The sequence below is a fragment of the Caldicellulosiruptor kronotskyensis 2002 genome (assembly GCF_000166775.1).
Lineage (GTDB): Bacteria > Bacillota > Thermoanaerobacteria > Caldicellulosiruptorales > Caldicellulosiruptoraceae > Caldicellulosiruptor > Caldicellulosiruptor kronotskyensis.
Genome location: NC_014720.1, coordinates 1,521,147 through 1,545,378, shown reverse-complemented (window position 1 = coordinate 1,545,378; position 24,232 = coordinate 1,521,147). Strand labels below are relative to the sequence as shown.

Here is a 24,232-nt window from a genome sequence, read left to right as displayed (position 1 = left end):
GAGTATGGTTTTGCAAATGGAAGTTGGAATTTTTGTAAATTTTCAAAAAGAACGCAGCAGTGAGATCTTAAAAAATATTGTATCCATTTTTAACCAGAACGGCGTTAATTGGCTACTGGTAAATGAAGAGAACAAAAAAACCAAAAATTTTGACCTCCTTATCACAATAGGAGGAGATGGCACACTTCTGAATGTGGTTGAAAAGGCCTCGAAAGAAGCAACACCAGTTCTTGCCATTAACTGTGGAAGGCTGGGGTATCTTACTGAAGAGGTAGGAGATGATATTGAAAAGGCAATTTTCAATCTGTTAAAAAAAGAGTATTTTATTGAAGAGAGACACATTGTTGAAGCAAAGGTAAAAGAGAAGGTTTTCTTTGCTTTGAACGATGTTTGTATTGTCAGAAATACTTTTAACATAGTGGACCTGTGTCTTTATATTGACGGTGTGTTTGCCCAGGAGTATAGAAGTGACGGTATTATAGTTGCAACAGCTACTGGGTCGACTGCATATTCACTTTCGGCAGGTGGACCTATAGTTGAGCCACAGCTGGGGGTGATTTTAGTCACCCCTATTTGTCCTCATTCTTTGAGTTCAAGAAGTCTTGTACTTGGCAGCGCAAGAACTATAAAAGTGGAAAATTCATCTTCTGAAAATGTTCAGGTAGTAGTAGATGGCAGATTTGTAGATGAGCTTGCGCCAGAAGAATTTGTTGAATGTAAGATTTCTCAACACAATTTAAAACTTATAAGGCTTAAGCAAAGGAACTTTTATGAAATTCTTAGAGAAAAAATAAAAGAGTAATATAGAAGGATAGAGGTGAAATTTTGCTATGAAATCTGAGAGACAACAGAAGATTTTAGAAATAATTCAAAATGAAGATATAGAAACACAGGAAGAGCTTGTTGAAAGACTCAAGGCACTTGGATATGATGTGACACAGGCTACGGTCTCAAGAGATATAAAAGAGCTAAGACTTACCAAAGTTTTGACTGAAACAGGAAAGTACAAATATGCAGTTTTATCAGGTCCAGAAGCAAATATTACCGAAAAACTTATCAAGGTCTTTTCTGAGTCAATAGTCAAATATGACACTGCTGATAACTTGGTTATTATAAAGACAATTACAGGTGCTGCACAGGGTGCTGCTGCTGCCATTGATTCGTTGAGTTGGCCTGAGGTTGTGGGAACAATTGCAGGTGATGATACCATTTTCATAGCAACTAAAGGCAGTGCAGCAGCTGATAAGATAGTTGAGAGGATAAAAGCTATAATAAGCCAAGGTGAGTAGATATCATGTTAAAAAGATTATTAATCGAAAATATTGCTATAATTGATAGACTTGACATTGAATTTGACAAAGGTCTGACTATACTAACAGGTGAAACTGGTGCAGGTAAATCTATTATCATTGATTCTTTATCTTTGCTTTTGGGAACAAAATTCAAAAAAGAAATTATAAGAACAGGATGTACAAAGGCCTGCGTATCTGCAGTTTTTGAAATCGAAAAAAAGAGTACTATTGAGAGATTGACTCAGATGGGAATTTCTCTTGAAGACAATTATTTGATTGTTAGCCGTGAAGTGTACAGCAGTGGCAAAAACATCTGCAGGGTTAACAATCAGTTTGTATTACTCTCAACATTAAGAGAAATAACTAAGCATATATTTGAAATTCATGGTCAGAATGAGACTCATCTTTTAAACGATAAAAGGATTCAACTTTTGTACATAGATAGGTTCTGTGGGAGAGAACTTGAAGAGTTAAAAGCTGAATATAAGGATTTGTACCATGATTACCAAGAGAAAAAAAGGCTTTATGAACAGATAATAACAAAAGAAGAAGAGCGGGAAAGACAACTTGATTTACTAAACTACCAAATAAATGAGATTGAAAGCGTAAAACCCCAAATAGGTGAGGATATAGAGCTTGAAAAAAGAAAAGAGATTATCCAAAACAGCTGGAAACTCAAGCACAACAGTGAAAAAATGCTTGATACTATCAATAATACAATTATAGACTCTCTTGAGATGTGTATCAGACTTGCTAACGAAAATTCAAGGTTTGACAAGGAATTTGAGGCAATATCTGAAAGACTGAACAACGTGTATTATGAAATAGAAGACATCTCATTTTCTATATCCAAAAAAAGCCAGAGCTACGAAGTGAATAAAGATGAGATAGAACAAATAGTGGACAGACTTGATAAAATAAACAGATTAAAGAAGAAATATGGAAGCACAATCGAAAAGATACTGGAGTACAGAAAAAATTTATTAGAAGAGAGGGAAAAAATTAGGAGTAGTAGCGAACAAGCTTTTGAACTAAAAGAGTATTTGAGCAAAACTAAAGAAAGACTTGAGGAAATTTCTAAGAAGATGTCGAATATCAGGCGGAGAAAATCTGAGGAGTTTGAAAAAAAGGTATTAGAGATACTTTCCCAACTTGAAATGAAGAATGTAAGTTTTTATATTAATTTTCTTGAAAGAGAGCTTTACGAAGAAGGAATTGACGAAGTAGAATTTTTGATATCAACAAACGTTGGTCAGCAGCTAAAGCCACTTTCTACAATTGCTTCAGGCGGGGAACTTTCAAGAATAATGCTTGCAATAAAATCTATTGTGGCAGAAAAAGACGATATAGAGCTGATTATCTTTGATGAGATAGATAGCGGACTGAGTGGAGTTGTTGCCAACAGACTTGCAAAACTTTTAAAAGAACTATCAAAGAAACACCAAATTATATGTATTACGCATTTGCCCCAGGTTGCTGCTGCCGCAGATACACATTATTACGTATATAAAGAAGTTAAAGATAATTTTACAATCTCAAATATCAAAAAGCTTGAAGGGAATGAACAGTTAAGAGAGATTGCCAGAATGTTTTCTGGAGAAAATGTTACAGAAAGTTCTCTTCTTCATGCAAAGCAGTTAAAATCTCAGTTTATTTGAAGTATTCAAGAATATTTTAAGAGGGTAGTGGAGAGGATAATTTATTAGAAATTTTAAATTGACAGGTGTTAAACAATTGAAAAAACTGGCGGGTGGACTTTTTCTTTTCTATATTTTAATTACCACCTTTTTTGTCATCTATCTTTACATTACTCCTGATTGTCTTACTTGTTACAGCTCAGACAAAGCTATTACTATTAAAACTCCTATTTTTGTTAATGTTAATCTAAGTCCTTCAAATGTTCAAACCAGAACACAAATAAAATTTCTTTACAGAACAAATAAGATTTATATCCCAAAGAAGAATTCTTCAGTTTTATGCGAGCTAAAAATTGGTACAATACCGCTCAAAAAGGTAAGAATCTCTATTCTTGAATCAAACAAGGTCTGGGTTTCTGGGAAATTTATAGGAATCAAGCTTATGACAGATGGAATACTTGTTATAGGATATTCTTACGTAAGTAATGGTAGTAATTCAACTTCACGAGTTCCTGCAAAAGAAGCAGGTATCCAAATAGGTGATAAGATTGTATATGTAAATGGGCTGAAGGTAAAAGACTGCAATCAGCTTTTTAAAATCATAAACTCATCAGGTGGCAAGTCCTTAGTTTTTGTAATCAAAAGAGGACAAACCTATAAACAGTTCAAAGTAAAACCACTTCTAAGTAACGAAGGTGTATACAAAATAGGACTGTGGGTCAGGGATGGTACAAGTGGCATTGGAACAGTTACATTTGTAGATACCGAAAGAAAGGTTTTTGGTGCTCTTGGTCATGGTATATCAGACATAGACACAGGTATTCTTCTGGATGTGAAAGAGGGACAAATTTATTCAGCCGAAATAGTTGATATAAGAAAAAACGATAAAAGTGAGATTGGCGAAGTTGTTGGCAAAATCAATGAAAACTGTGTAGTTGGAGATGTGATTATTAATACTCCATACGGGATTTATGGTAAAATAATTCAAAGTGGTTTTTGGGATAGCCTTCAAAGTATGGAGATTGCCCGACTTCAGGATATTCACGTAGGTAGTGCATATATTTTTAGTGAGGTTTCAGGGAATATTGAAAAGTTTGAAATAAAAATAGAAAGAATTTTGCCTCTTTATAGAAATTCGACAAAAGCATTTGTTATAAGGATTACTGATAAAAGACTTCTTCAGCTCACATCTGGAATTGTTCAAGGAATGAGTGGCTCTCCAATTATTCAGGATAACAAACTTGTCGGAGCTATTACTCATGTTTTTTTGCAAGAACCAGAAAGAGGATACGGTGTTTTTATTGATAATATGCTAAATATCACAAAATATATCAAATAAATTTATTTAAAAATACTAAAAGGAAGTTTCGGTTAGCTGTTGAATTTTTATGTATATAACACATCAAAATGAGGGAGATATATGGAAAAGTTAAAAGTAGTGATTGCAGATGATAACAGACAATTTAACATGCTTTTAACAGAAGTTTTCAATTCCCAGCCAGATTTTTTTGTGGTTGGTAATTCTTACGATGGTATTGAAACCTTAAAAGTTGTTGAAGAAAAGAAACCGGACCTTTTGATGCTGGATATCATAATGCCGTACCTTGATGGAATTGGTGTAATAGAAAATCTTTCAAGTGTGGAAAAACGCCCAAACATAATTGTCATTTCTGCAGTTGGTCAGGAAAATATTTCGCAAAAAGCAATTAATATGGGAGCTCTTTACTACTTTGTTAAACCTTTTGATTTGAATATTATGATAGAAAGAGTGAGACAACTTTTAATCAGTACATCTTCAAAGTCAGAGACTGCAGAGATAAATTTTTCAAAACCTGCTGAGAAAAAACCTGTAAGCGAATTAGACTTAGAAGCCGAGGTCACAGAAATTCTAAAAGAGGTTGGAATTCCTGCACATGTGAGAGGGTATCAATTTTTGAGAGATGCAATTGTCTTAGCCACTATGGATGCAGACCTTTTAAATGGTATCACAAAGGTTTTGTACCCTATGATTGCAGAGAAATACAACACCACACCAACCAGAGTGGAAAGAGCAATAAGACATGCAATAGAGATTTCAGCAACAAGGGGCAAGGCAGAAACACTTTATAAATATTTCGGGTATTCCACGTCACAGGATAAAGGAAAGCCTACTAACGCTGAATTTATAGCCATGATAAGCGACAAGTTAAGACTCAAGATAAAGAAGTCTTCCCAAGCAAAATAAACGAGGATTTAAAACAGGATAATTTACATACACTTTTAATATGGAACAACAATTTGATGTGAAAGCTTAAGTTTATGAAAAAAGGATTAATATATTCAGCAATCATCTTAACAGTGGGGTCACTTTTTGCAAAGTTTGTTGGTGTATTTTTAAAACTTCCTCTTATAAATATTGTTGGCGATTATGGGATAGGGTTGTATCAGCTGCCTTATCCCATTTATACTACCGTTTTGACTTTTACAATGACAGGTTTTTCACTCGCAGTATCAAAACAGATTTCCTCCTCTCATGCAGAAAAAGATTACAGGGCTTGTAAACTCACATTTTACACAAGTTTGATTGTTATAACAGCTATTTCTTTTATATTTTCACTTGCATATGTGTTTTTATCCAAAAAGATTATAGAAATCTTCAAGTGGCCACAAGAGGCTTATATTCCATACTTGTCGTTAGCACCTGCACTTTTTCTTGTCTCTGTACAATCATCATACAGAGGGTATTTTAACGGTGTCAAAAAGATGACTATTGTTTCAATCTCGCAAATAATAGAGTCGATAGGACGAGTTTGCTTTGGCCTTTTGATATGCATTTTGCTCTTAAAAAAAGGGGTGCACTTTTCGGTTGCAGGGGCACTTGCAGGAAGCAGTATGGGAGCTTTATTTTCTTTAATCTATCTTGTTTTTGCTTTGCAAAAAGATAAGATTATAAATAATACCAAAAACAATGCCGAAAATAAAGAAGTATACCGTGATATAATCTTAGAATCTAAAAATATTCTTTTGCTTACTATTTATTTTTCACTGTCGTCGTTTTTGATGTCAGTAATATCAATTGTTGACTCTTTGCTTTTTCCATATTTCATGCATATAAGAGGGTATCAGGATAGAATAATCTCACAGCTGTTTGGAATATTTTCAGGAAAGGCAATGACTCTCATACATGTGCCACTTACATTCAGTGTGTCAATGGCTGTGAGCATAGTTTCATATGTTGTGGCTGCAAAACAGCAAAAAGAAAAAACAGAGCTCATTTGCACTGCTTTTGAGTACATCATTCTTGTGACACTACCTTGTTGTGCAGCGTTTTATTTTTTCTCTGATACCATATTCAAAATTGTATTTTTCAACGCTGCAACAGGGGATAGCGTGCTAAAAATCTCTGCTTTTCTTACCATCTTAATCTCTCTTGTTCAGTTTACAACGTCGGTGCTGCAAGCAACTGGACATTTTGTAGCACCTGTAAAAAGTATCCTGACGGGTTTGATTATAAAGATTATATGCATGTTTGTGTTTATTGTAATATACAATCTAAACATATCAGGGCTTGTCTTAGCTAATATCATGTGTTACTTTGTGGTGTTTGTGATAAACTTAGATAAGTTAAAATCCTTTGGTTTTGCCCATTTTAATATGCTAAAGATGTTTTATATTGTCCTTTCAAGTGTTATAATGGTTATTGTAGGCAGAGCAATACTTAACATTCTCAAATCCTCTGTCTTTATCGAAGGTGTAGTTATGATAACTTGTTGTGTATGTGTGTATTTTATGTGTACATTTGTATTCGGTATTTTGAAGGTTTCAACAATAAAGGAATTTATACTTGAGGTGAAAAGAAAATGAAGATAGGAATAATTGGCTGCGGAAACATGGCAAGTTCAATCGCACATTCAATAAAACAATCTATTGAAGCTCATCTTTTTTGCTATGACATAGACCTTGACAAGGCTAATAGGTTTTCCCAAGCTTATGGTGCCACCAAGATGAATAGTGAAATTGAGACTGCAGAAAGCAGTAGCATAATCATAATTGCTGTAAAGCCAAAAGACATCGTTGATGTGCTTGAGAAAATAAAAGATTGCATTTCTGAAAAAATAATAGTTTCTATTGCAGCAGGAATTTCAATTTCAAAAATAAAAGATGTTGTAGGGGACAAAAAGATAGTGCGAGTAATGCCGAATGTAAATATAAGTGTACAGAGAGGCGTTATGGGAATATGTTTTTCTGAAAAGGTATCAGCTGATGAAAAAGAAAAAATATTCTACCTTTTCAAAAATATGGGTGAGGTTATAGCTACTGATGAAAAACATATGGATGCAATAACAGCTTTATTTGGAAGTGGTCCAGCATTTGTTGCACACTTTATTGAAAGCTGCGTAGATGCAGCAGTCAAACTCGGATTTTCAAGACAAGAAAGTTTAAACTTGGTCTTAACATTGTTTGAAGGTACTGTTGTTAACATGAAAAATAATATGTTAACTACACAACAGATAAAGGATATGGTAACATCTCCTGGAGGTACAACAATTGAAGGGCTTGTGGAGTTTGAAAGAAGAGCAGTAAAAGGAGCAATAATAGATGGGATACTCAAGGCATATGAAAGAGCCAAAAATATATTGTAGGTGTAAAAAGTGATGAAAGAAGTTACAATTTACACCGATGGTGCTTGCAGCGGAAATCCTGGACCAGGCGGATGGTGTGCTATTCTCATATACAAAGGAATCAAGAAGGTGTTAAAAGGCTTTGAAAAATATACAACAAATAACAGAATGGAGCTCAAAGCGGTTGTGGAAGCTCTAAAGGCATTGAAGGAACCATGCAAAGTGGTAATCTATTCAGATTCTGCTTATATTGTAAATGCTATCAATCAAAATTGGATAGAAAAATGGCAGAAAAATGGATGGAAGACATCTGAAAAGGAAGAGGTCAAAAACATTGATTTGTGGAATGAACTTGTAGAGCTTATGAAAATTCACAAAGTAACTTTTGAGAAAGTAAAGGGCCATGCTGACAATGAGCTTAATAATCTTTGTGATAGAATTGCAAGAAGTATGATAAAAGGGGAGCAATAAGACAAAGTGTTTGAAATAAAAAAAGGGATTGTGACAAGAAAGATAAATAACACAGGGGTTTGCCAGTATGTTGAAGTAAAATATCAAGACGGTGATGTAGGTATAGCTATAAACTTTTTAGATATAAATCACGAGGTAAAAGAGGGACAAGAGGTTTTAGTAAACACAACAGCAAGAATGCTTCAGCTTGGGACTGGCGGATATGATTATATTTTGCCTTTTGAGGCTTTTAAAAATTTGTCAAAAGGTCATATAATGAAGCTCAGATACACACCACTGCAATTTTCTGTCCTAACAGAAGAAGAAAAAAATCCTGACCTTTTTGATAAAGTCCCAAATTTTAATGATATAATTGTTATTGTATGTGAGCTTCATAGCATGCTTTTGCCTCTATGTATTTACCTTAAAGAAAAAGTAAAAAGAATAAAGATTTCTGTCATATTAAACGATTGGGGAATGTTAAATGCAAAGCTTTCACATAACTTAGAATTTTTAAAAGAAAACAAATTTGTAGACTACATAATAACATGCCAGGAAGCATTCAATGGTGAATTTGAATGTATAAACGAAATAAATTCTCTCATTTTTTCTCAAAGCTTGGGATGTGATGTTGCTATAATTTCTCCCCTGCCCGGAATTGTGGGAACAGGGACAAAGTTTGGGTTCAGTAGTTACAAGGCTGTCCATGTTATTGAGGATGTAGTTAGGTTTGGCGGTAGAGTAGTGTTTCCTGTGAGAGTATCGAAAAATGAAAAAAGACAGCGGCACAGATTCATAAGTCATCATTCTCTTACAATATTAAATTATGTCAATTGTTCTGTAGAAATTCCAATTTTTGATTTTGAGGATAAAATATTTTTCGCAAAAATATATAAGATATTAAACAATTACCGTGCAAAGCATACTGTAGCTGTGGTAAACGAAATAGATAAAATGATAGTTGAAAAATATAAATCAATCATGAGCACAATGGGGAGAAGTTATGAGCAAGATTGTGAATACTTTTTAGAACTTTTTGCTACAGCTGAATATGTTTCGACAAAACTTAAAAGGAGATGAAGAATAAAGATGGATTTTTATGAAAAGACCATAGACTCTACATTGATATATGACGGTTCATTTATATCATTAAAAGTGGACAAGGTTTTACTTCCAAACGGCAATATCTCTCAGCGTGCTATTGTACTTCACTCGGGTGCAGCTGTAGTTGTTCCTGTCGATGATGAGAACAATGTCATCTTTGTAAAACAGTTTCGAAAACCAATTGAAAAGGTAATAATAGAACTTCCTGCAGGCAAGCTTGACAAAGACGAAGATCCACTCGAATGTGCCAAAAGAGAGCTTGAAGAAGAAACAGGTTATAAAGCAAGCGAATTAATAAAACTTACCGAGATTTATACAACGCCTGGATTTTCAAACGAAGTGATACATGTGTACCTTGCAACAGGCCTTTTCAAAGGAGAGGTTCATACAGATGCTGATGAGTTTGTGGAAGTACTAAAAATTAAGATGAATGATGCTATTTTGATGGTCAAAAAAGGTGAGATTAGGGATGCAAAGACAATAATAGGACTTCTTCTTGCAAACATGTATTTGCAGGAGCAAGGTTTGATAAAATGAGGGTATATGCCGATTTGCACGTCCACATTGGATTTTCTAATGGAAGGTATATAAAGGTACCTTCTTCAAAAACCCTTACGCTGGAGAATATTATAAAAACAGCAAAAGATGAAAAAGGACTTGATGTGATTGGTATTGTCGATTTTTTATGCAAGGATGTAATTGATGAAACTGATAAGCTATTAGATAAAGGAAAGCTTGAATTGAAAGATGGAAGCCTGTATTCTGAAAGGCTTTTGATAATACCTGCAGCCGAGATTGAATTGAGGTTTTGTTCAAATGATTTTCACTGTCTTGTCTTTTTCGAAGATTATGAAAAGTTAAAAGACTTTAGAAAAATAATTAAAACCTACTTTAATCAAATTGATTTTAGCTGTCCAGTTTTCAGAGGCCAAATTAGCGAATTTGAAAAGATTGTATCATCTTTTGGACTTTTAACTGTGCCTGCACATGCATTTACACCATATAAAGGTTTTTATTCAGCAGCACAAAGAGTTGAGGAGGTTTTTAAGAAGATAGAGGTTTTTTCAATAGAGCTTGGTCTTTCTGCAGACTCTTATATGGTAAATGCTCTTTGTAATGTTCAAAAAAGGAGTCTTCTTTCTAACTCAGACGCTCATTCTTTAAAAAATATTGCAAGAGAGTTTAACGAAATTGAGGTTGAAAATGTTTCTGCAAAAGATGTTATAAAAAGTTTAAAGGAAAACAGAATAAAGGCAAACTATGGCATAAACCCAAAACTTGGAAAATATCATAAATCGTATTGCAATAGATGTAACAGTTCATTTAATTTAAAAAGCCAAGATTTAATATTATGTCCATTTTGCAAAAGCAGAGACATTGTAATTGGTGTTGAAGACAGAATTTCTTGGCTTTGCAGGACAGAAAATCCTATTGAAAAACCGCCTTATTTTTACACATTCCCTTTTGAACTTGTACAGGGATTTGGACAAAAAACGATCAAAAAAATAATTGACGTTTTTGAAAATGAAATAAACTTTATTAAATCTCTAAATAATGGTACTTTTAAGAATTATAACATTGATGAAAATGTAGCTCAAAAACTTGTAAGATTTATGAATCAAGACTACACCGTTAAATTTGGTGCTGGAGGGCATTTTGGAAGAATTATATTTGAATAAACTGGGTGATGACTTATGGTTGACAAAGAAACGCTTAAAAAAAATATTGAGGATGTAATGGAAAGAATTGAAATGGCTTGTTTAAGAGCTGGTAGAAAGCCAGATGAGGTAAGCCTGCTTGGTGCAACCAAAGGGGTAGATGTCGAGACTATAAAGCTTGCAAACCAGTTTGGTCTAAAGATTTTTGGTGAGAACAGGGTACAAGAATTCTTGCCAAAGTTTCAAGAACTTCCTTATCTTGAATGGCATTTTATAGGAAGGCTTCAAACAAACAAGATTAAATACATTTATGATAAAGTAAGTCTCATTCATTCAATTGACAGCCCTCAGCAAATTGATGAACTTGAAAAAAGATGTGCAAAAGCAAGTAAAATATGCAGTGTACTTATAGAAATAAACATAGGTGGTGAAGAGTCAAAGGGTGGAGTTAGTATAGAGAAAGTAGATGATTTGATTGAAAAGATCAGTAATTGTTCACATGTCATTCTCAAGGGTTTTATGACAATACCTCCAATCGAAGATGACGAAATGAAATTAAGAGTGTACTTTAGAAAGATGAAAGAAATCTTTGAAAAATATAAGAAATTAAATTATAATAATGTTAACATTGAAGTGCTGTCAATGGGTATGAGTGGTGACTTTGAGGTGGCAATAGAAGAGGGTGCCACCTTGGTTAGAATAGGAACTAAAATCTTTGGGGAAAGACCACAAAAATAATAAGGGAGGTTTTTTGGTCATGTTTGATAACCTTCAAAGAAAATTTTTAAACCTTATTGGCATTGAAATTGAAGAGGAGGACAAGCCTCAGGACATTTCAAAAACAAAAGATGAAAATGCAAAACCAAAACATGAAACGCCAAAGGTAGTGACAATCGGAAAAGCAAACCAGACAGAAGTTACAGTATACAATCTCAAACTCTTTGATGAGGTTGTTAAGGTTTGCGATGCTCTTAGAGAAAACAAAATAGTTGTTTTCAATTTAGAACAAGTAGCAGAGGAGCATATACAAAGAATAATTGATTTTGTAAGCGGGGCTGTTTATGTTCTGGATGCCAAGATTCATAAGGTGAGCAAAAAGATATTTGTTGTTGTTCCAAGAAGTATTGATTTAGAGGTTGATGAACAGCTCAAAGAAGAGTTCAGGTCGAAAGGTGTATTTGCCTGGTTGAAGTAATCAAGACAAAAATTTTTGGGGGAGTTTTATGATAAGATTTTTATTTGGATTTGCAGACAAGGCAATTTCGTTTGTTGAATTTTGTATAATAGTTGATGCAATTTTATCGTGGGTGATAGTTGACCCATACAACAAATATAGGAGGATATTAGGTACTATTGTAAATCCTATCCTTGACCCTGTGAGGAGAGTAGCTTTGCGATACATTCGGATAGGTTTTATTGACTTTTCTCCTATGATTGCTATAATTCTTTTAGAAGTTTTAAGATGGCTTTTGCGACTACTTCTTATAATATTAATATGAAAAATGGGGCACCAGGCTATGACTTATATTCCCGAAGAGAACAAGTATGAAGTGCTGAAACTCAAAAACTTGATAAAAAAGCTTAGCTGGGGAATTGAATATTCTGACTTTCTTTCCCCGTTTGCAATAAAGTATGCAGTCGAGGTCCTACTAAAGAATCAAAATCATATTCTACACAGAAGTTGGGGCGGGTATGAAGACAGCGAAAGAAATATATTGGCCCTTTTTAACAGAGATTTTGAAGAATATACAGAAAATCTCACATATCCAATACAAACAATTTTAATTGAAGCTAAGAATAATCTTTCTCACAGACAAATTTTGGGTAGTTTTATTGGAAACGGACTCAAAAGAGACAAAATAGGTGACATTTTGGTCAAAGAAAATGGCGCGCTTGTGTTTGTAAAAGATGAAATTGCAACATATGTTGTAACAAATATAGACAAAATAGGCAATGAGAAAGTAAAATGCAGTATTGTTGAAAATGGTCAAATCGATATAAAATGGTTTATCAACAATAACAGTAAAAGAGTTGTTTATACAGTTGCATCGCTCAGAGTTGACAGTGTAATAAGCCACGGTTTTGGAATTTCAAGAGAAGAAGCAGCAGATTTAATCAGACAGATGAAAGTAGCAGTCAACTGGGTATACATTGATAAACCTTCGTATGCTGTTAAGGAAGGGGATTTGGTTTCGGTACGTCATCATGGGCGACTCAAAATCGAAAAGGTATTGTCCACTACGAAAAAGGGAAGAATTAGTATAGAAGTTTCGAGATTTTCATAATTTTTATGCGGAGGTAAAATATTGATGTTAACCCCTCAAGATATTGAATCTAAGACCTTTAAAAGGGTGTATATAGGCGGGTACAGTGTTGAAGAGGTAGAAGAGTTTTTGGACCAAGTTTTAAAAGATTATGAGGCTTTGTACAAGGAAAACTTAGAGCTCAAAGACAAGATTGCACTTTTGAATGAGAACATTCAAAACTATAAGACAATTGAAGAGACCCTTCAAAACACGTTGATTGTTGCACAGTCAACTGCAGAGGAGATTAAAAAGGTGGCATATCAAAAAGCTGAGACAATAATCAAAGAAGCCGAGATGAAGGCTTCAAAGATGATAGAAGAAGCAAATAGCAAAGTTTTGCAAATAACATATGAATATGGGGAGCTTAAAAAAAGGTATCAACTTTTTCTTAACAAGTTCAGGAATTTACTACAAACTGAACTTAGTGCACTTGAAATGGTAGACAAAGAACTACAAAACGACTAATATTTTTGGCAGGGGGATGAAACACGAGATGGACTGGAGTCAAACATTGAACTTACCAAAAACCGATTTTCCAATGAGAGCAAACTTAGCACAAAGAGAACCTCAATTTCTAAAGTTCTGGCAAGAAAATGATATTTTCAAAAAGATGCTCGAAAAAAATAAAAATAATAAAAAGTTTATTCTTCATGACGGACCACCTTATGCAAATGGCGACATTCATTTAGGACATGCCTTGAACAAAGTTTTAAAAGACATAGTAAATAAATACAAATCATTGCATGGCTATTACACACCTTATATTCCTGGCTGGGATACACACGGTCTTCCGATCGAGCAGCAGGTTATCAAAAAGCTTGGAGTAAACAGGCATGAAATCGACCCAGTAGAGTTTAGGAAAAAGTGTAAAGAGTTTGCCCTCAGCTATATTGACATCCAAAGACAACAGTTCAAAAGACTTGGCGTGTTTGGTGAATGGGAAAATCCTTATATGACTTTAGACCCAAAATTTGAGGCAAGACAAATTCGCGTATTTGGAGAAATGGCTAAAAAAGGGTACATCTACAAAGGTTTAAAACCTGTTTATTGGTGTCCGTCGTGTGAAACTGCATTAGCAGAAGCAGAGATTGAATATCAGGAAGACAGGACATACTCTATTTATGTTAAGTTTGAAGTGATCGACGACAAAGGATTGTTTTCAAATTTACCTATAAGAGATAAAAAGGTATACATTGTAATTTGGACAACCACAACATGGACACTTCCAGGCAACTTAGCAATTGCCTTAAATGCTGATTTTGATTATAGTTTGATTGATATCGGAAATGAGATATTAGTTGTGGCATCTGAGCTTGTAGAAAGAGTAATGAAGACAAATAAAATTGAGCAGTACAAAGAAATTGCAAGGTTTAAAGGCAAGGATTTAGAATATGTAAAATGTAAACATCCATTTTTGGATAGAACTTCTTTAGTAATTTTGGGTGAACATGTAACTTTGGAAGCAGGAACAGGTTGTGTTCACACAGCACCGGGTCATGGTGAAGAAGACTTTGAGGTTTGTCAGAAGTATAATATACCTGTAATTGTTCCAGTTGACAATAAAGGATATTTGACAAAAGAAGCTGGCAAGTTTGCAGGCCTCTTTTATGAGGATTCAAACAAGGAGATTGCAAAGGAGTTGGAAGCTTCAGGTCATCTTCTTGGTGTTGAAAAGATAACTCACCAGTATCCTCACTGCTGGAGATGTAAAAATCCTGTTATATTCAGAGCGACCGAGCAGTGGTTTGCTTCAGTCAAAGGTTTTAGAGATCAGGCTCTCAAGGCTGTAGATGATGTCAAGTGGGTGCCAGAGTGGGGAAGAGATAGAATTTACAATATGATTGCAGACAGGCAAGACTGGTGTATCTCAAGGCAGAGAATCTGGGGTGTGCCAATTCCAATATTCTATTGCAAAAATTGCAGGAAAGAGTTAATAACTGATGAAACAATTGATTATATAGCAAAAATATTTGAAAAAGAAGGTTCTGATGCTTGGTTTTCTAAGGATGTCAAAGAACTCTTGCCAGAAGGTACAAAGTGTCTTGTTTGTGGATGTAGCGAGTTTGAAAAAGAGACTGACATTATGGATGTGTGGTTTGACTCAGGTTCTTCTCATGCCTATGTTTTAGAGAGCAGAGAAGATTTAGAGTGGCCATGTGATATGTACTTAGAAGGAAACGACCAGTACAGAGGATGGTTCCAGTCATCGCTTTTGACAGCTGTTGCGACAAAAGGAAGAGCACCGTATAGAATTGTTCTGACTCATGGGTTTGTTGTTGACGGCGAAGGGAAGAAAATGTCAAAGTCAGAAGGAAATGTAATATCGCCGTTTGATATCATCAATGAGTTCGGAGCAGACATTTTAAGGCTTTGGTGCGTTTCAGCTGACTATACAACAGATATGAGAATTTCAAAGGATATTATAAAACAGCTAACAGAAATTTATAGAAAGATAAGAAACACAGCAAGATTCTTGCTTGGAAATCTTTATGATTTTAATCCGAAAACAGATAAGGTAGGATATGAAAACCTTAAAGAAATTGACAAGTGGGCGTTACAAAGGCTGTATAAGTTGATTGAAAAGGTTACAAAAGCTTACGAAGAGTATGATTATAATCAGGTATATCATCTTGTTCATAACTTCTGTGTAATTGACATGAGTAATTTGTATCTTGACATAAACAAAGATAGACTTTATGCATCAAAAAGTGAAAGCCTTGACAGAAGATCTGCACAAACTGTCATGTACGAAATACTAATTGCGCTCACAAAACTCATTGCACCAATTTTGTCTTTTACAGCAGAAGAAATTTGGCAAAATATTATTTTTAAAGAGGAAGACGCTGAATCAGTGTTTTTGACAAGCTGGCCAAGTATCAATGAAGATATATTAAGAGATGAAGCATTAAGAGAAAAGTGGGATAAAATAATTGAAATAAAAGACATTGTTTCAAAACAGCTTGAAATTGCAAGAAATGAAAAGCTTATTGGAAGTTCATTGGATAGCAAAGTGAAAATTTTTGCAAAAGGTGATATAAAAAGATTTATAGAAGAAAACAAAGACATTATTCAGGAAGTATTAATTGTTTCTCAGCTTGAGGTTGAAGAAAGTGATAGCGGCCAGATAAAAGTGGAAGTTTATAAGGCTGATGGTTCAAAGTGTGAACGATGTTGGAAATTCGATACAATGGTTGGAAAGAATGAAGAAAGTTTAAATGTATGTCCAAGGTGCTATGAGGTTGTAAAGGGTAAATAACATAAAAAAGATAAAGCCGGTATTATAAGAAGTGCCGGCTTGTCTTTTAATTTTATAAAATTTACAAAAAGGATGGGTAGGATGGAAGATAGGATTTACTTAAGTTTAAAAAGGGAAGAAAAAAATATTCCCATTATCTTTATTGAGAGTATAGAAAAAACCGGAGAATATCTTGCATCTTTTAATTGCTCAAATCTTGTAATATTTACCGACAAGATGGTCTACAGACTCTACAAAGATTTTATTGATAGTCTTTCCTACTCTTACCTCTACCTTTTTGATGAAGGAGAGGAGTCAAAGTCAATAGAATCTTACCTAAAGGCAATTGATTATCTTTTAGATAGAAATGTGGACAGAAGAGCATTGTTTGTTGCAATTGGTGGTGGAGTTATTGGTGATGTAGTCGGATTTATAGCATCTACATATAAGCGTGGTGTGAAACTCATTCACATTCCAACAACTCTTCTTTCAATGGTTGACAGTAGCATTGGTGGAAAAACTGGTATTAATCATAAATCTTACAAAAACCAGATTGGGACATTTTACCAGCCTGAAATGATAATAATATCTCCTAAGTTTTTGGAAACATTACCAAAAAGCGAGATTTTATCTGGTTTTGGTGAGATAATAAAATATGGTTTTACCTTAGACAAAAGTATATTGGATATGAAAGATAGATTTGAAAATGATGTTTTTGAGATTTTTCAAGATAAAATACTTGCTATGCAGTTGATAAAGAAATCTATTAACTGTAAAGTCGAAGTTGTTGAAAATGACGAAAAAGAATCACATTTAAGAGAGGTTCTGAATTTTGGCCACACAGTAGGTCATGCATTAGAGACATATTACAATTACCATTTTTCTCATGGTATATTCGTTATTTTTGGAATGGTTGCTGAGATGATACTTTCAAACATTCTATTTAATTTTGATTTATCAAACTTAGATTTTTTAATAAGAATTTTAGAGAAGAATAATATAAAGCTTCCTCAAAGATTTGAAAAAAGTCAAATTATCTCAATTATGAAGTATGACAAGAAGAATATAAATGCTTCAATAAGAATGGTTTTATTAAAAGATGTATGTGATTATGTTTTAGGTCACAAAATCGATGAAGATGTTTTGTATAAAGCACTTTGTAAGTTCGAGGAAATTGTTTTATCTTAAAATACATCAGTCTGACAATGTCAAGAAGAAGCTTCCTTGTCTTGGCTATATAGCTTACAAATTATAAAAAACAAATGCCAAGAAAAGGGAGCTTTTTTATGTGTTAATTATAACATATTAAGTGTTCATTTTCCTGCATCGTCGTAGATTGCCAAATAAAAATTATACTTCTCTTATGAATCTGCATCAAAAATTTCAAAAAACTTTTCAAAAACATCTTTACAAACTACTTTTTACTGTTGTAAAATATAAATGTAACTACAATTGTAAAAGGAGAGTGAAGAAAATGAACAAAGATTTATTAAAGCCATCAGAAGCTGAGTTAGAGGTGAGGTTAAAAAAAGACATCAAATGGGAGTGAAGAAAGGTTTTATCAATAAAAATTGTTTTTAATGATGTTCAATTTGGATATGGTGTTATCGCAGATATTCATATGGTTGCAGGTGGCTATCATCTACCTAGTTATGATAGACAAAAAGAATATTGGCATTATATTGCATTAATTGGTTATGATCCAGTAAATCATCAAATTTATTATTCAGATTCATCTAAATACAATAACGGATGTAAATTGACTGATAATTATAGCGAATTCGTCAAATTATGCAAAGACAGAGGTATCGTTTGGTAATTTTAAATTAGATCAAATAAAATCACAGAAACGAGGAGAAGTAAAAATGTGTAATATATCAAAAACTACGAAAAAAATATTTATTTTAATAACTGTTTTTATTTTATTTTCTTTTCTTAAATTCATTAATAGTCAACCATTACCGCGAATAGTATATGGTAAAAATCTTTTTGAATATTTTCCCAAAAATGAGGGTAATTTTAATAATATTCTTTTAAAAACATTTAAAAAGAATAAAGATGAAAATTTGATTATTGCTATTGACTCAAACAGATTTATTGGACTTTCTAACAATGAAGATGCATATTTTATTAAAGACATTAAAAAAAACTATACAAAGTTGATATACAAAATTACTGAAAAAAATTTTCTGAGCATTGCTGAAAACTTTGATGGAAGATATTTCTATTGGATAGAAGGAGAAAGAAAAAAGGGATATTTATATCTAAGTTGCAATTGGAAGTTATATGGATATGATATTAATACCAATACTATCTGCTTGATTGATAAATGTAATGAAACAGTATTTCAGCTAATGATGATATGAAAGCTAAAGCAAGTGTTATGTGGAGAGATATATTTGCTCACAATGGCAAAGTTGTTTACTTAAACTACGAAAAGGATAGAAAAGGAATTATCTATTTAGTTATAAAATTATTTGATATGAAAACAAAAAAATATTCTATAATTGAAAAAATACCTGAAAAAGAAAATAGATTAATATATCCTCCATCTATTTATGGTGATAATATAGTTTGGTGTATATCAAATATTGAAGAAACTCATACAATGAGGATAGAAAGTGGAGAAATATACTTATATAATATCGAAAAAAAGAAAAAAACGAGAATCTCTCCAAATAATGAACTTGTAATACCAAGGATTTATAAAAATTATGTTATTGCTCTTCGCCATATAAATGGCATAAGTTCTCAAGATCAAATAGTTTTATGTGATATATCAAAAGCACCAATTAGATGGAAAATAATAGTATACCCTGAATTGTATTCTATGAAAAATTCAAATATGATTACATTTGCAGACCCATATGTTTCAGGAGGATATTTGTCTTGGTACGGCAATTACTTAAAAGACGGTATTTATATATTTTCATTAAAAGATTTAAAATATTACAAGATTCCATATTTAAAACTGCAAAAAGGATATTCCAATTATATCATGCTTTATTCTGAAACTCCTTCTACTAATTTATTTATAAGAAGTTATTTTAAAGATAATACTAACGGAAAATATAGTGAGTATTTATTTTTAAAGTGAATAACCAACAATTGTAAATTGATAATGGCAATTGATTAAGATAACAGGGACTGTCCAAAAGGGCAGTCTCATTATTTTTACTTTTCAGTTATAAAAAAGGAAATAAAAATCATTTCAAAAAAACCTTCTTTACAAAATATTTTTTACTATTGTAAAATATATTATGTAATCACAATTGTAAAGGGAGAGTGAAGAAAATGAACAAAGAATTATTAAAGCCGTCAGAAGCTGAGTTAGAGGTTATGAAAGTTTTATGGGAAGAAGGAAAGCCCCTCAGTGCTCCAGAGATAGTGCAAAGGTTAAAAGAAAAAGACATCAAATGGGAAAAGTCAACCATATACACCTTGATTGACAGGCTTGTAAAAAAGAAAGCAATAAAGCAAGAGAAAAAAGATAAACTTTACTACTACAGTCCTTCTATTAGCAAAGAGGAATACGCAAAGATAGAAACAGCAAGGGTATTGAATAAGCTATTTAATGGCTCTGTAAAAGATTTATTAGCAGCATTAGTTGAAAGTGGAAACCTAAAAAAAGAAGAGCTTGAGGAGATTAAGAAGTTATTAAGAAAAGAGGAGTAGAGATGAGATGAATATAGAAGTTATATTCAAATGGATTTTAGTAATGACAGTAGGTGGAAGCATAGCTGTTTTGATATTTGCTATTTTGAGCAAAATCTTTAAAGAGCATTTGAGTGCAAGGGCAAGGTATTATATTTGGATGGTAGGGCTTTTTTGTTTCACCATTCCATGGAATGTATTGATTAAATTTTGTAAGAAAGATAGTAGAGTACTAAATCAGAGTATTATATTAGGCAACAGCAGTCATATGACCTCAAAATTAAATAACAACAATGCATTGAACTTACAACTAACAGAAAATACAGCACAAGGTGGGGCTTTAATTGCCCTGCCTTATAAAAATATTAGTTATTTTAACCTTGAAAAATTTGTAGAATTTATTGGTTATGTCTGGCTTGTAGGTGCTATAGTATTTTTTGCATGGTTTTTGATAAGGTATATTTGGTTTAAAATGATACTTATAAGAAGTTCACGAGAATGTTCAAATGAATATTGCAGGAGAATGATTGAAAGGTATTGCAATCTAAGAAAAATTCCAAAAAAGATAAAGATATTAGAAAGTGATATTATACAAACACCTATGTTAATCGGAATAATTACTCCGATCTTAGTAATACCAACAAAGGACATAGTAAGAGAAGATTTAAGATTAATCATAAGACATGAACTTGTACACTTCAAGAGAAAAGATATACTTGTTAAATGGCTAAGCAAATTAATAAATGCACTTCACTGGTTTAACCCCTTGGTATATTTTGCAGTTTTAAAGCTAAATAGAGAATGTGAATATTCATGTGACGAAGAAGTAATAAGAAAGCTTAAGAAGGATGGCAAAAGAAGGTATGCAGAGGTACTTTATAACACACTTTTGGTGAGTATAGGCAGTGGAGCAGGCGCGGCATTTGGTCTGGTAGGTAAGAAAGAAAGCATTGTTGAGAGATTTAGGTTTATTATGAGTTTGGAGTCAAGGAAAATGAGCAAAGGTGCAAAGGTGTTTGTTGTAGTGTTAGTATCAACAACAATATTCTTAAGTGCATTTGTTCAAATATGGGCAAAAGATATTTTGAGTTTTGATAGCGATGAAATAGAAGCAATCAAATCAACTATAGAAGGATTTTATGAAACACAGTACAAATCTTATCTTCAAATGGAGTATATAGATATAACACCGTACTTGGATATGTCAAAGATACAGAATCATAATAAAGTTGTTGCATTAAAAATGTTAGTATTCAGAAGAAAATATACAGACGAAAAAAAATATTGTTATGTTGAGAATAGACATTTTCCATATGAACTTCATTACAAGGAAATAGAACTTGATGGCAACAAAGCCAAGGTAGTTATTGACTTAGAGATAAAACTGAAAGAAGCATATCCATCATTTATTTCTTATGGTGATAATATTTTTGAATTAGAAAAGCAGGATGGGACATGGAAAATTACAAAGCATATCTATGACAAATGGGCCTTAATGCATTATGAATTCTCTACTGACCAAAAGTTACCAGAACCTGATTACGAGCAAATAAAAAAGCAAATAGATAGAGATTTTGGTATTGAATAGTAACATGATATTATAAAATGGGAGGCGAATACATTGAAGATAAAAAAAGTTATTCCATATATTTTATTATTCACACTAATGATGCTAAATATAAGCGGGTGCACAAGAAAGGATTTTACAAAAAAAGAAGATGAATACACTAAAGCTCAAAAAATAGCTTTTTCAGCATTGTCAGACGCTTTTTATATGGTTAAAAATAAGAATTTTAATGTACTTAAATATAAAAAACATGATAATTGGTATCTATTTTTATTTTATATGACTACCGATAATTCACCCCAATATTTGTTATGTTTGGTTGAAAACAATAAAGCGTTATGGTATGCATCTGCTGGGTATCCAGCAATGAGTATGGGATTTGGAGTAAATCGAGTTAAATATAAAGGAAAAAGCATTTATTTTTGTAACTTAAATACCTCTACATGGATACCATCAACAGGCGCACGAAAGCCTACTAACTACACTAAAATGGTATTTGAATTTGAAAATGGGACAAAACTAATAGAAAATGTAAAAGGTGATAAGGGATATATTGTTATTGTAGACGGTTATAAAAAGCTAAAAGACTTAATCTTATATAACGCAAAAGGAGAAATAGTAAATAGATACGAAGATATAGGTTATGACTGTTATGAGTGTAAGGTAGTTGCGTTTAAACATGTTAACCTCAAAGAGTAATATCTCGAGGGGACGAAAAATTATGAATTTAACTATTTGGAAAAAAGGAAATGTAAAAATAAAAACATTTTTAAACGTTTCTATAAGTTTAATAATAGCAGGAATAATTTGTTTTGTTATTATAAGTCATCTAATAGGAAATATTTCAGAAAAAGTAGGCTATGTAGAGCGTTTTGATAAAACCGAAAATGGTGACTTTTTTGCTTTATTTTATGGCAAAATCAGGCACAGTAGTGGCAAAGAAGATTTGCTTTTCAAAATCAAAATGAGCCGCAATAAAATAAAAGGTTTAGATTATTTTCCTGTACGCTTATTTGCATGGGGAAAAAATCAGGTAGCTTATTGTGGTGAGGATTTGAAAGAGTTAATTTTAGTTGATTACAAAACTAAAAAAGAAGTTTATCGAAACCAAATGCCAGAAATGATAAAATATATCAGTGCTAATAAACAAACAGGTGAGTTTGTTATTGCCACTGAAAAAAGACTGTATCTTTTGAAATCAGAGTATGTTCCAAAAAACAAAATATATACTTTTTCACTAAAACAAGTTGCAAGAGGTTCATTTTGCTTGCCAGTTCTTTCACCAAACGGAAAGTATATTGCCTGTGGTGAGATGGATAATAAAGAAAATGATGCTGCTACCTCGCTGGTTTTGATTGATTTAAATAAAAATATTAAGAAGAAGTTACTTTACGAAAGATTTGGAGATTTACCAATCAATAATGTATATAGAATTATTTACTCTATTGCATGGAGCACGGATAGCAGATATATTGCAATCAGTACTTCAACTCCTGCTGATCCATCATATATTTGGGTTTCAGTTGCTGACGTATTAACAGGGAATGTAACAGAGTTTACGAAAAATACAGGGCTGTGCTCTCCGCCTGTAAATTCTTTTTCAGAAGATAAATTTATTTTCTCACAGGGAAGTCCTGGATATAAAGAATTTGGTGACTATTCAAATATTAGAGATCCTTTTAGAGCAAAATTAGTGCTATTAAATATTAAAAATGGAAGTTTAGAATATATTAGCGAAATTCAAAAAAATATAAATACCTACTGGCCTGTTGTTGGTTTAAATGGAATATACTTTACTGATAAAGGCGGATACTTTTCAAGTGGAAAAGGGTGTTCAATTTACAAGCTAAAAAGCAAAAGAGTACTTCAGTTGTTTAAAGTAAGAGGAAATTTGGTGAGTTATGATACTATTCGAATACATTAGAGCTGATAAACAACTATTATAAGTCGCCACTATTTTTAATTGTTGCTTGAAAAATCGCTTATGATCCATTTGTTTTTAATTTTCTCAACCAAGAGAACCATTTTTTTAATATCACCATAAGGGTCAGCTGGATTTATGGTGTAAGAGTCTGTAAAGCAGTACACAAAATAAAAATATCCTTTTTTGTTCCAAATAACGGTTTGCTTGGGGTCAGCAGGTTCTACCTTATAGTAACAGGTATAAGTATCTTGTGTAGGTTTGGGAAAGAGTATTTTTAGGACTTTTTCGGATACAAATGAATATATATCTTTGTTTGAAGCAAAACCAAGGATGCTTTTGTGATTGGCTTCATTTAGCACAGCTTTAATAATTTTATAATGTACTTGCCTTTCTGCTTTTACTTTACTTATGTTGCTGTCCACAGTTGAGTTGTTTATATTCTTTTCTTCAACAACGGGTAAAACTGAGATGATATCTGCTATAAATTTCTTTTTGTTTTTTATAATATGAATTCTCTCGGAGCTATTGTCTTCTGGCTTATGCTTATTTAAGATTGTGTCAGCCTTAATGTGAGAGATTTTTAAACTAATACTTAATAATACCAATGATCCAATGAGAATTAAAGAGAATATTAACATTAATTTACGAAATATATTTTGCATTTGTTTAATCCCCCTTAATTTTACTTTGTATTAATTTTTAGAAAACTTAGTTTATAAACATTGTACCACATATGTAGATGAAATGCAATTCTAAGCAGAAAAAAAGCAATGACATTCTAAGTACTAATTCTTTATAGCTACA

At 32.6% G+C, this 24,232-nt stretch carries 25 protein-coding genes; 24 read left to right on the top strand and 1 reads right to left on the bottom strand.

The window, feature by feature from the left end; translation table 11 throughout:
* Positions 1-16 precede the first annotated feature (16 nt).
* The 24 genes from CALKRO_RS06935 (at position 17) to CALKRO_RS06825 (ending at position 23,428) form a co-directional block, all read left to right on the top strand.
* Positions 17-802, top strand: coding sequence for an NAD(+)/NADH kinase (locus tag CALKRO_RS06935; RefSeq protein WP_013430333.1), 786 nt, complete (start codon positions 17-19; stop codon positions 800-802).
* Between the two features lie 28 nt (positions 803-830).
* The gene (locus CALKRO_RS06930) at positions 831-1,289 is read left to right on the top strand and encodes an arginine repressor (protein WP_013403283.1); all 459 of its coding nucleotides are present in this window, start codon (positions 831-833) and stop codon (positions 1,287-1,289) included.
* 5 nt (positions 1,290-1,294) lie between these two features.
* Complete coding sequence (gene recN / locus CALKRO_RS06925) at positions 1,295-2,950, top strand: DNA repair protein RecN (RefSeq protein WP_013430332.1); 1,656 nt, start codon at positions 1,295-1,297, stop codon at positions 2,948-2,950.
* Between the two features lie 76 nt (positions 2,951-3,026).
* A complete protein-coding gene (gene spoIVB / locus CALKRO_RS06920; RefSeq protein WP_013430331.1) occupies positions 3,027-4,268 on the top strand; it encodes a SpoIVB peptidase in 1,242 nt (413 codons plus the stop codon).
* Positions 4,269-4,349: 81 nt separating this feature from the next.
* Positions 4,350-5,153, top strand: coding sequence for a sporulation transcription factor Spo0A (spo0A, locus tag CALKRO_RS06915; protein ID WP_013430330.1), 804 nt, complete (start codon positions 4,350-4,352; stop codon positions 5,151-5,153).
* A 74-nt stretch (positions 5,154-5,227) separates the two neighbouring features.
* The gene (locus tag CALKRO_RS06910) at positions 5,228-6,772 is read left to right on the top strand and encodes a putative polysaccharide biosynthesis protein (RefSeq protein WP_013430329.1); all 1,545 of its coding nucleotides are present in this window, start codon (positions 5,228-5,230) and stop codon (positions 6,770-6,772) included.
* Entirely contained in the window at positions 6,769-7,551 is a 783-nt protein-coding gene (proC, locus tag CALKRO_RS06905; RefSeq protein WP_013430328.1) for a pyrroline-5-carboxylate reductase, read from the top strand. The genes CALKRO_RS06910 and proC overlap by 4 nt, the downstream gene beginning before the upstream one ends.
* 12 nt (positions 7,552-7,563) lie before the next feature.
* Positions 7,564-8,001 (top strand): ribonuclease HI, encoded by a 438-nt coding sequence (gene rnhA / locus CALKRO_RS06900; RefSeq protein ID WP_013430327.1) that lies wholly within the window; start codon positions 7,564-7,566, stop codon positions 7,999-8,001.
* A gap of 6 nt (positions 8,002-8,007) precedes the next feature.
* Positions 8,008-9,060 carry a DUF3866 family protein gene (locus tag CALKRO_RS06895; RefSeq protein ID WP_013430326.1) on the top strand — a complete coding sequence of 351 codons (1,053 nt, stop codon included), beginning with the start codon at positions 8,008-8,010 and terminating at the stop codon, positions 9,058-9,060.
* 9 nt (positions 9,061-9,069) lie between these two features.
* Entirely contained in the window at positions 9,070-9,621 is a 552-nt protein-coding gene (locus tag CALKRO_RS06890; protein WP_013430325.1) for an NUDIX domain-containing protein, read from the top strand.
* Positions 9,618-10,763 carry an endonuclease Q family protein gene (locus tag CALKRO_RS06885; RefSeq protein ID WP_013430324.1) on the top strand — a complete coding sequence of 382 codons (1,146 nt, stop codon included), beginning with the start codon at positions 9,618-9,620 and terminating at the stop codon, positions 10,761-10,763. Before CALKRO_RS06890 ends, CALKRO_RS06885 begins: the two co-directional genes overlap by 4 nt.
* Positions 10,764-10,778: 15 nt before the next feature.
* Complete coding sequence (locus CALKRO_RS06880; protein ID WP_013430323.1) at positions 10,779-11,480, top strand: YggS family pyridoxal phosphate-dependent enzyme; 702 nt, start codon at positions 10,779-10,781, stop codon at positions 11,478-11,480.
* Between the two features lie 19 nt (positions 11,481-11,499).
* Complete coding sequence (locus tag CALKRO_RS06875) at positions 11,500-11,937, top strand: cell division protein SepF (protein ID WP_013430322.1); 438 nt, start codon at positions 11,500-11,502, stop codon at positions 11,935-11,937.
* A gap of 28 nt (positions 11,938-11,965) precedes the next feature.
* Positions 11,966-12,241: a YggT family protein gene (locus tag CALKRO_RS06870; RefSeq protein ID WP_013430321.1), complete on the top strand. Its 276-nt coding sequence runs from the start codon at positions 11,966-11,968 to the stop codon at positions 12,239-12,241.
* 3 nt (positions 12,242-12,244) lie between these two features.
* The gene (locus CALKRO_RS06865) at positions 12,245-13,027 is read left to right on the top strand and encodes a YlmH family RNA-binding protein (protein WP_049775614.1); all 783 of its coding nucleotides are present in this window, start codon (positions 12,245-12,247) and stop codon (positions 13,025-13,027) included.
* A gap of 24 nt (positions 13,028-13,051) precedes the next feature.
* Positions 13,052-13,513 carry a DivIVA domain-containing protein gene (locus tag CALKRO_RS06860; protein ID WP_013290501.1) on the top strand — a complete coding sequence of 154 codons (462 nt, stop codon included), beginning with the start codon at positions 13,052-13,054 and terminating at the stop codon, positions 13,511-13,513.
* Between the two features lie 28 nt (positions 13,514-13,541).
* Positions 13,542-16,304: an isoleucine--tRNA ligase gene (ileS, locus tag CALKRO_RS06855; RefSeq protein WP_013430319.1), complete on the top strand. Its 2,763-nt coding sequence runs from the start codon at positions 13,542-13,544 to the stop codon at positions 16,302-16,304.
* A gap of 81 nt (positions 16,305-16,385) precedes the next feature.
* Positions 16,386-17,471, top strand: coding sequence for a 3-dehydroquinate synthase (aroB, locus tag CALKRO_RS06850; RefSeq protein ID WP_013430318.1), 1,086 nt, complete (start codon positions 16,386-16,388; stop codon positions 17,469-17,471).
* A 677-nt stretch (positions 17,472-18,148) separates the two neighbouring features.
* Complete coding sequence (locus CALKRO_RS13860; protein ID WP_237699045.1) at positions 18,149-18,649, top strand: hypothetical protein; 501 nt, start codon at positions 18,149-18,151, stop codon at positions 18,647-18,649.
* A complete protein-coding gene (locus CALKRO_RS13855) occupies positions 18,646-19,380 on the top strand; it encodes a hypothetical protein (protein ID WP_237699044.1) in 735 nt (244 codons plus the stop codon). The genes CALKRO_RS13860 and CALKRO_RS13855 overlap by 4 nt, the downstream gene beginning before the upstream one ends.
* A gap of 197 nt (positions 19,381-19,577) precedes the next feature.
* Entirely contained in the window at positions 19,578-19,958 is a 381-nt protein-coding gene (locus CALKRO_RS06840; RefSeq protein ID WP_013430317.1) for a BlaI/MecI/CopY family transcriptional regulator, read from the top strand.
* A gap of 7 nt (positions 19,959-19,965) precedes the next feature.
* Positions 19,966-21,525, top strand: coding sequence for a M56 family metallopeptidase (locus CALKRO_RS06835; RefSeq protein ID WP_013430316.1), 1,560 nt, complete (start codon positions 19,966-19,968; stop codon positions 21,523-21,525).
* A 33-nt stretch (positions 21,526-21,558) separates the two neighbouring features.
* Positions 21,559-22,203, top strand: a complete 645-nt coding sequence (locus tag CALKRO_RS06830) for a hypothetical protein (protein ID WP_013430315.1) — start codon at positions 21,559-21,561, stop codon at positions 22,201-22,203.
* Between the two features lie 22 nt (positions 22,204-22,225).
* Positions 22,226-23,428, top strand: a complete 1,203-nt coding sequence (locus CALKRO_RS06825; protein WP_013430314.1) for a hypothetical protein — start codon at positions 22,226-22,228, stop codon at positions 23,426-23,428.
* A 35-nt stretch (positions 23,429-23,463) separates the two neighbouring features.
* Here the strand turns inward: CALKRO_RS06825 and CALKRO_RS06820 are convergent, their stop codons facing one another.
* Positions 23,464-24,090: a hypothetical protein gene (locus CALKRO_RS06820; RefSeq protein ID WP_013430313.1), complete on the bottom strand. Its 627-nt coding sequence runs from the start codon at positions 24,088-24,090 to the stop codon at positions 23,464-23,466.
* Positions 24,091-24,232: the final 142 nt, after the last annotated feature.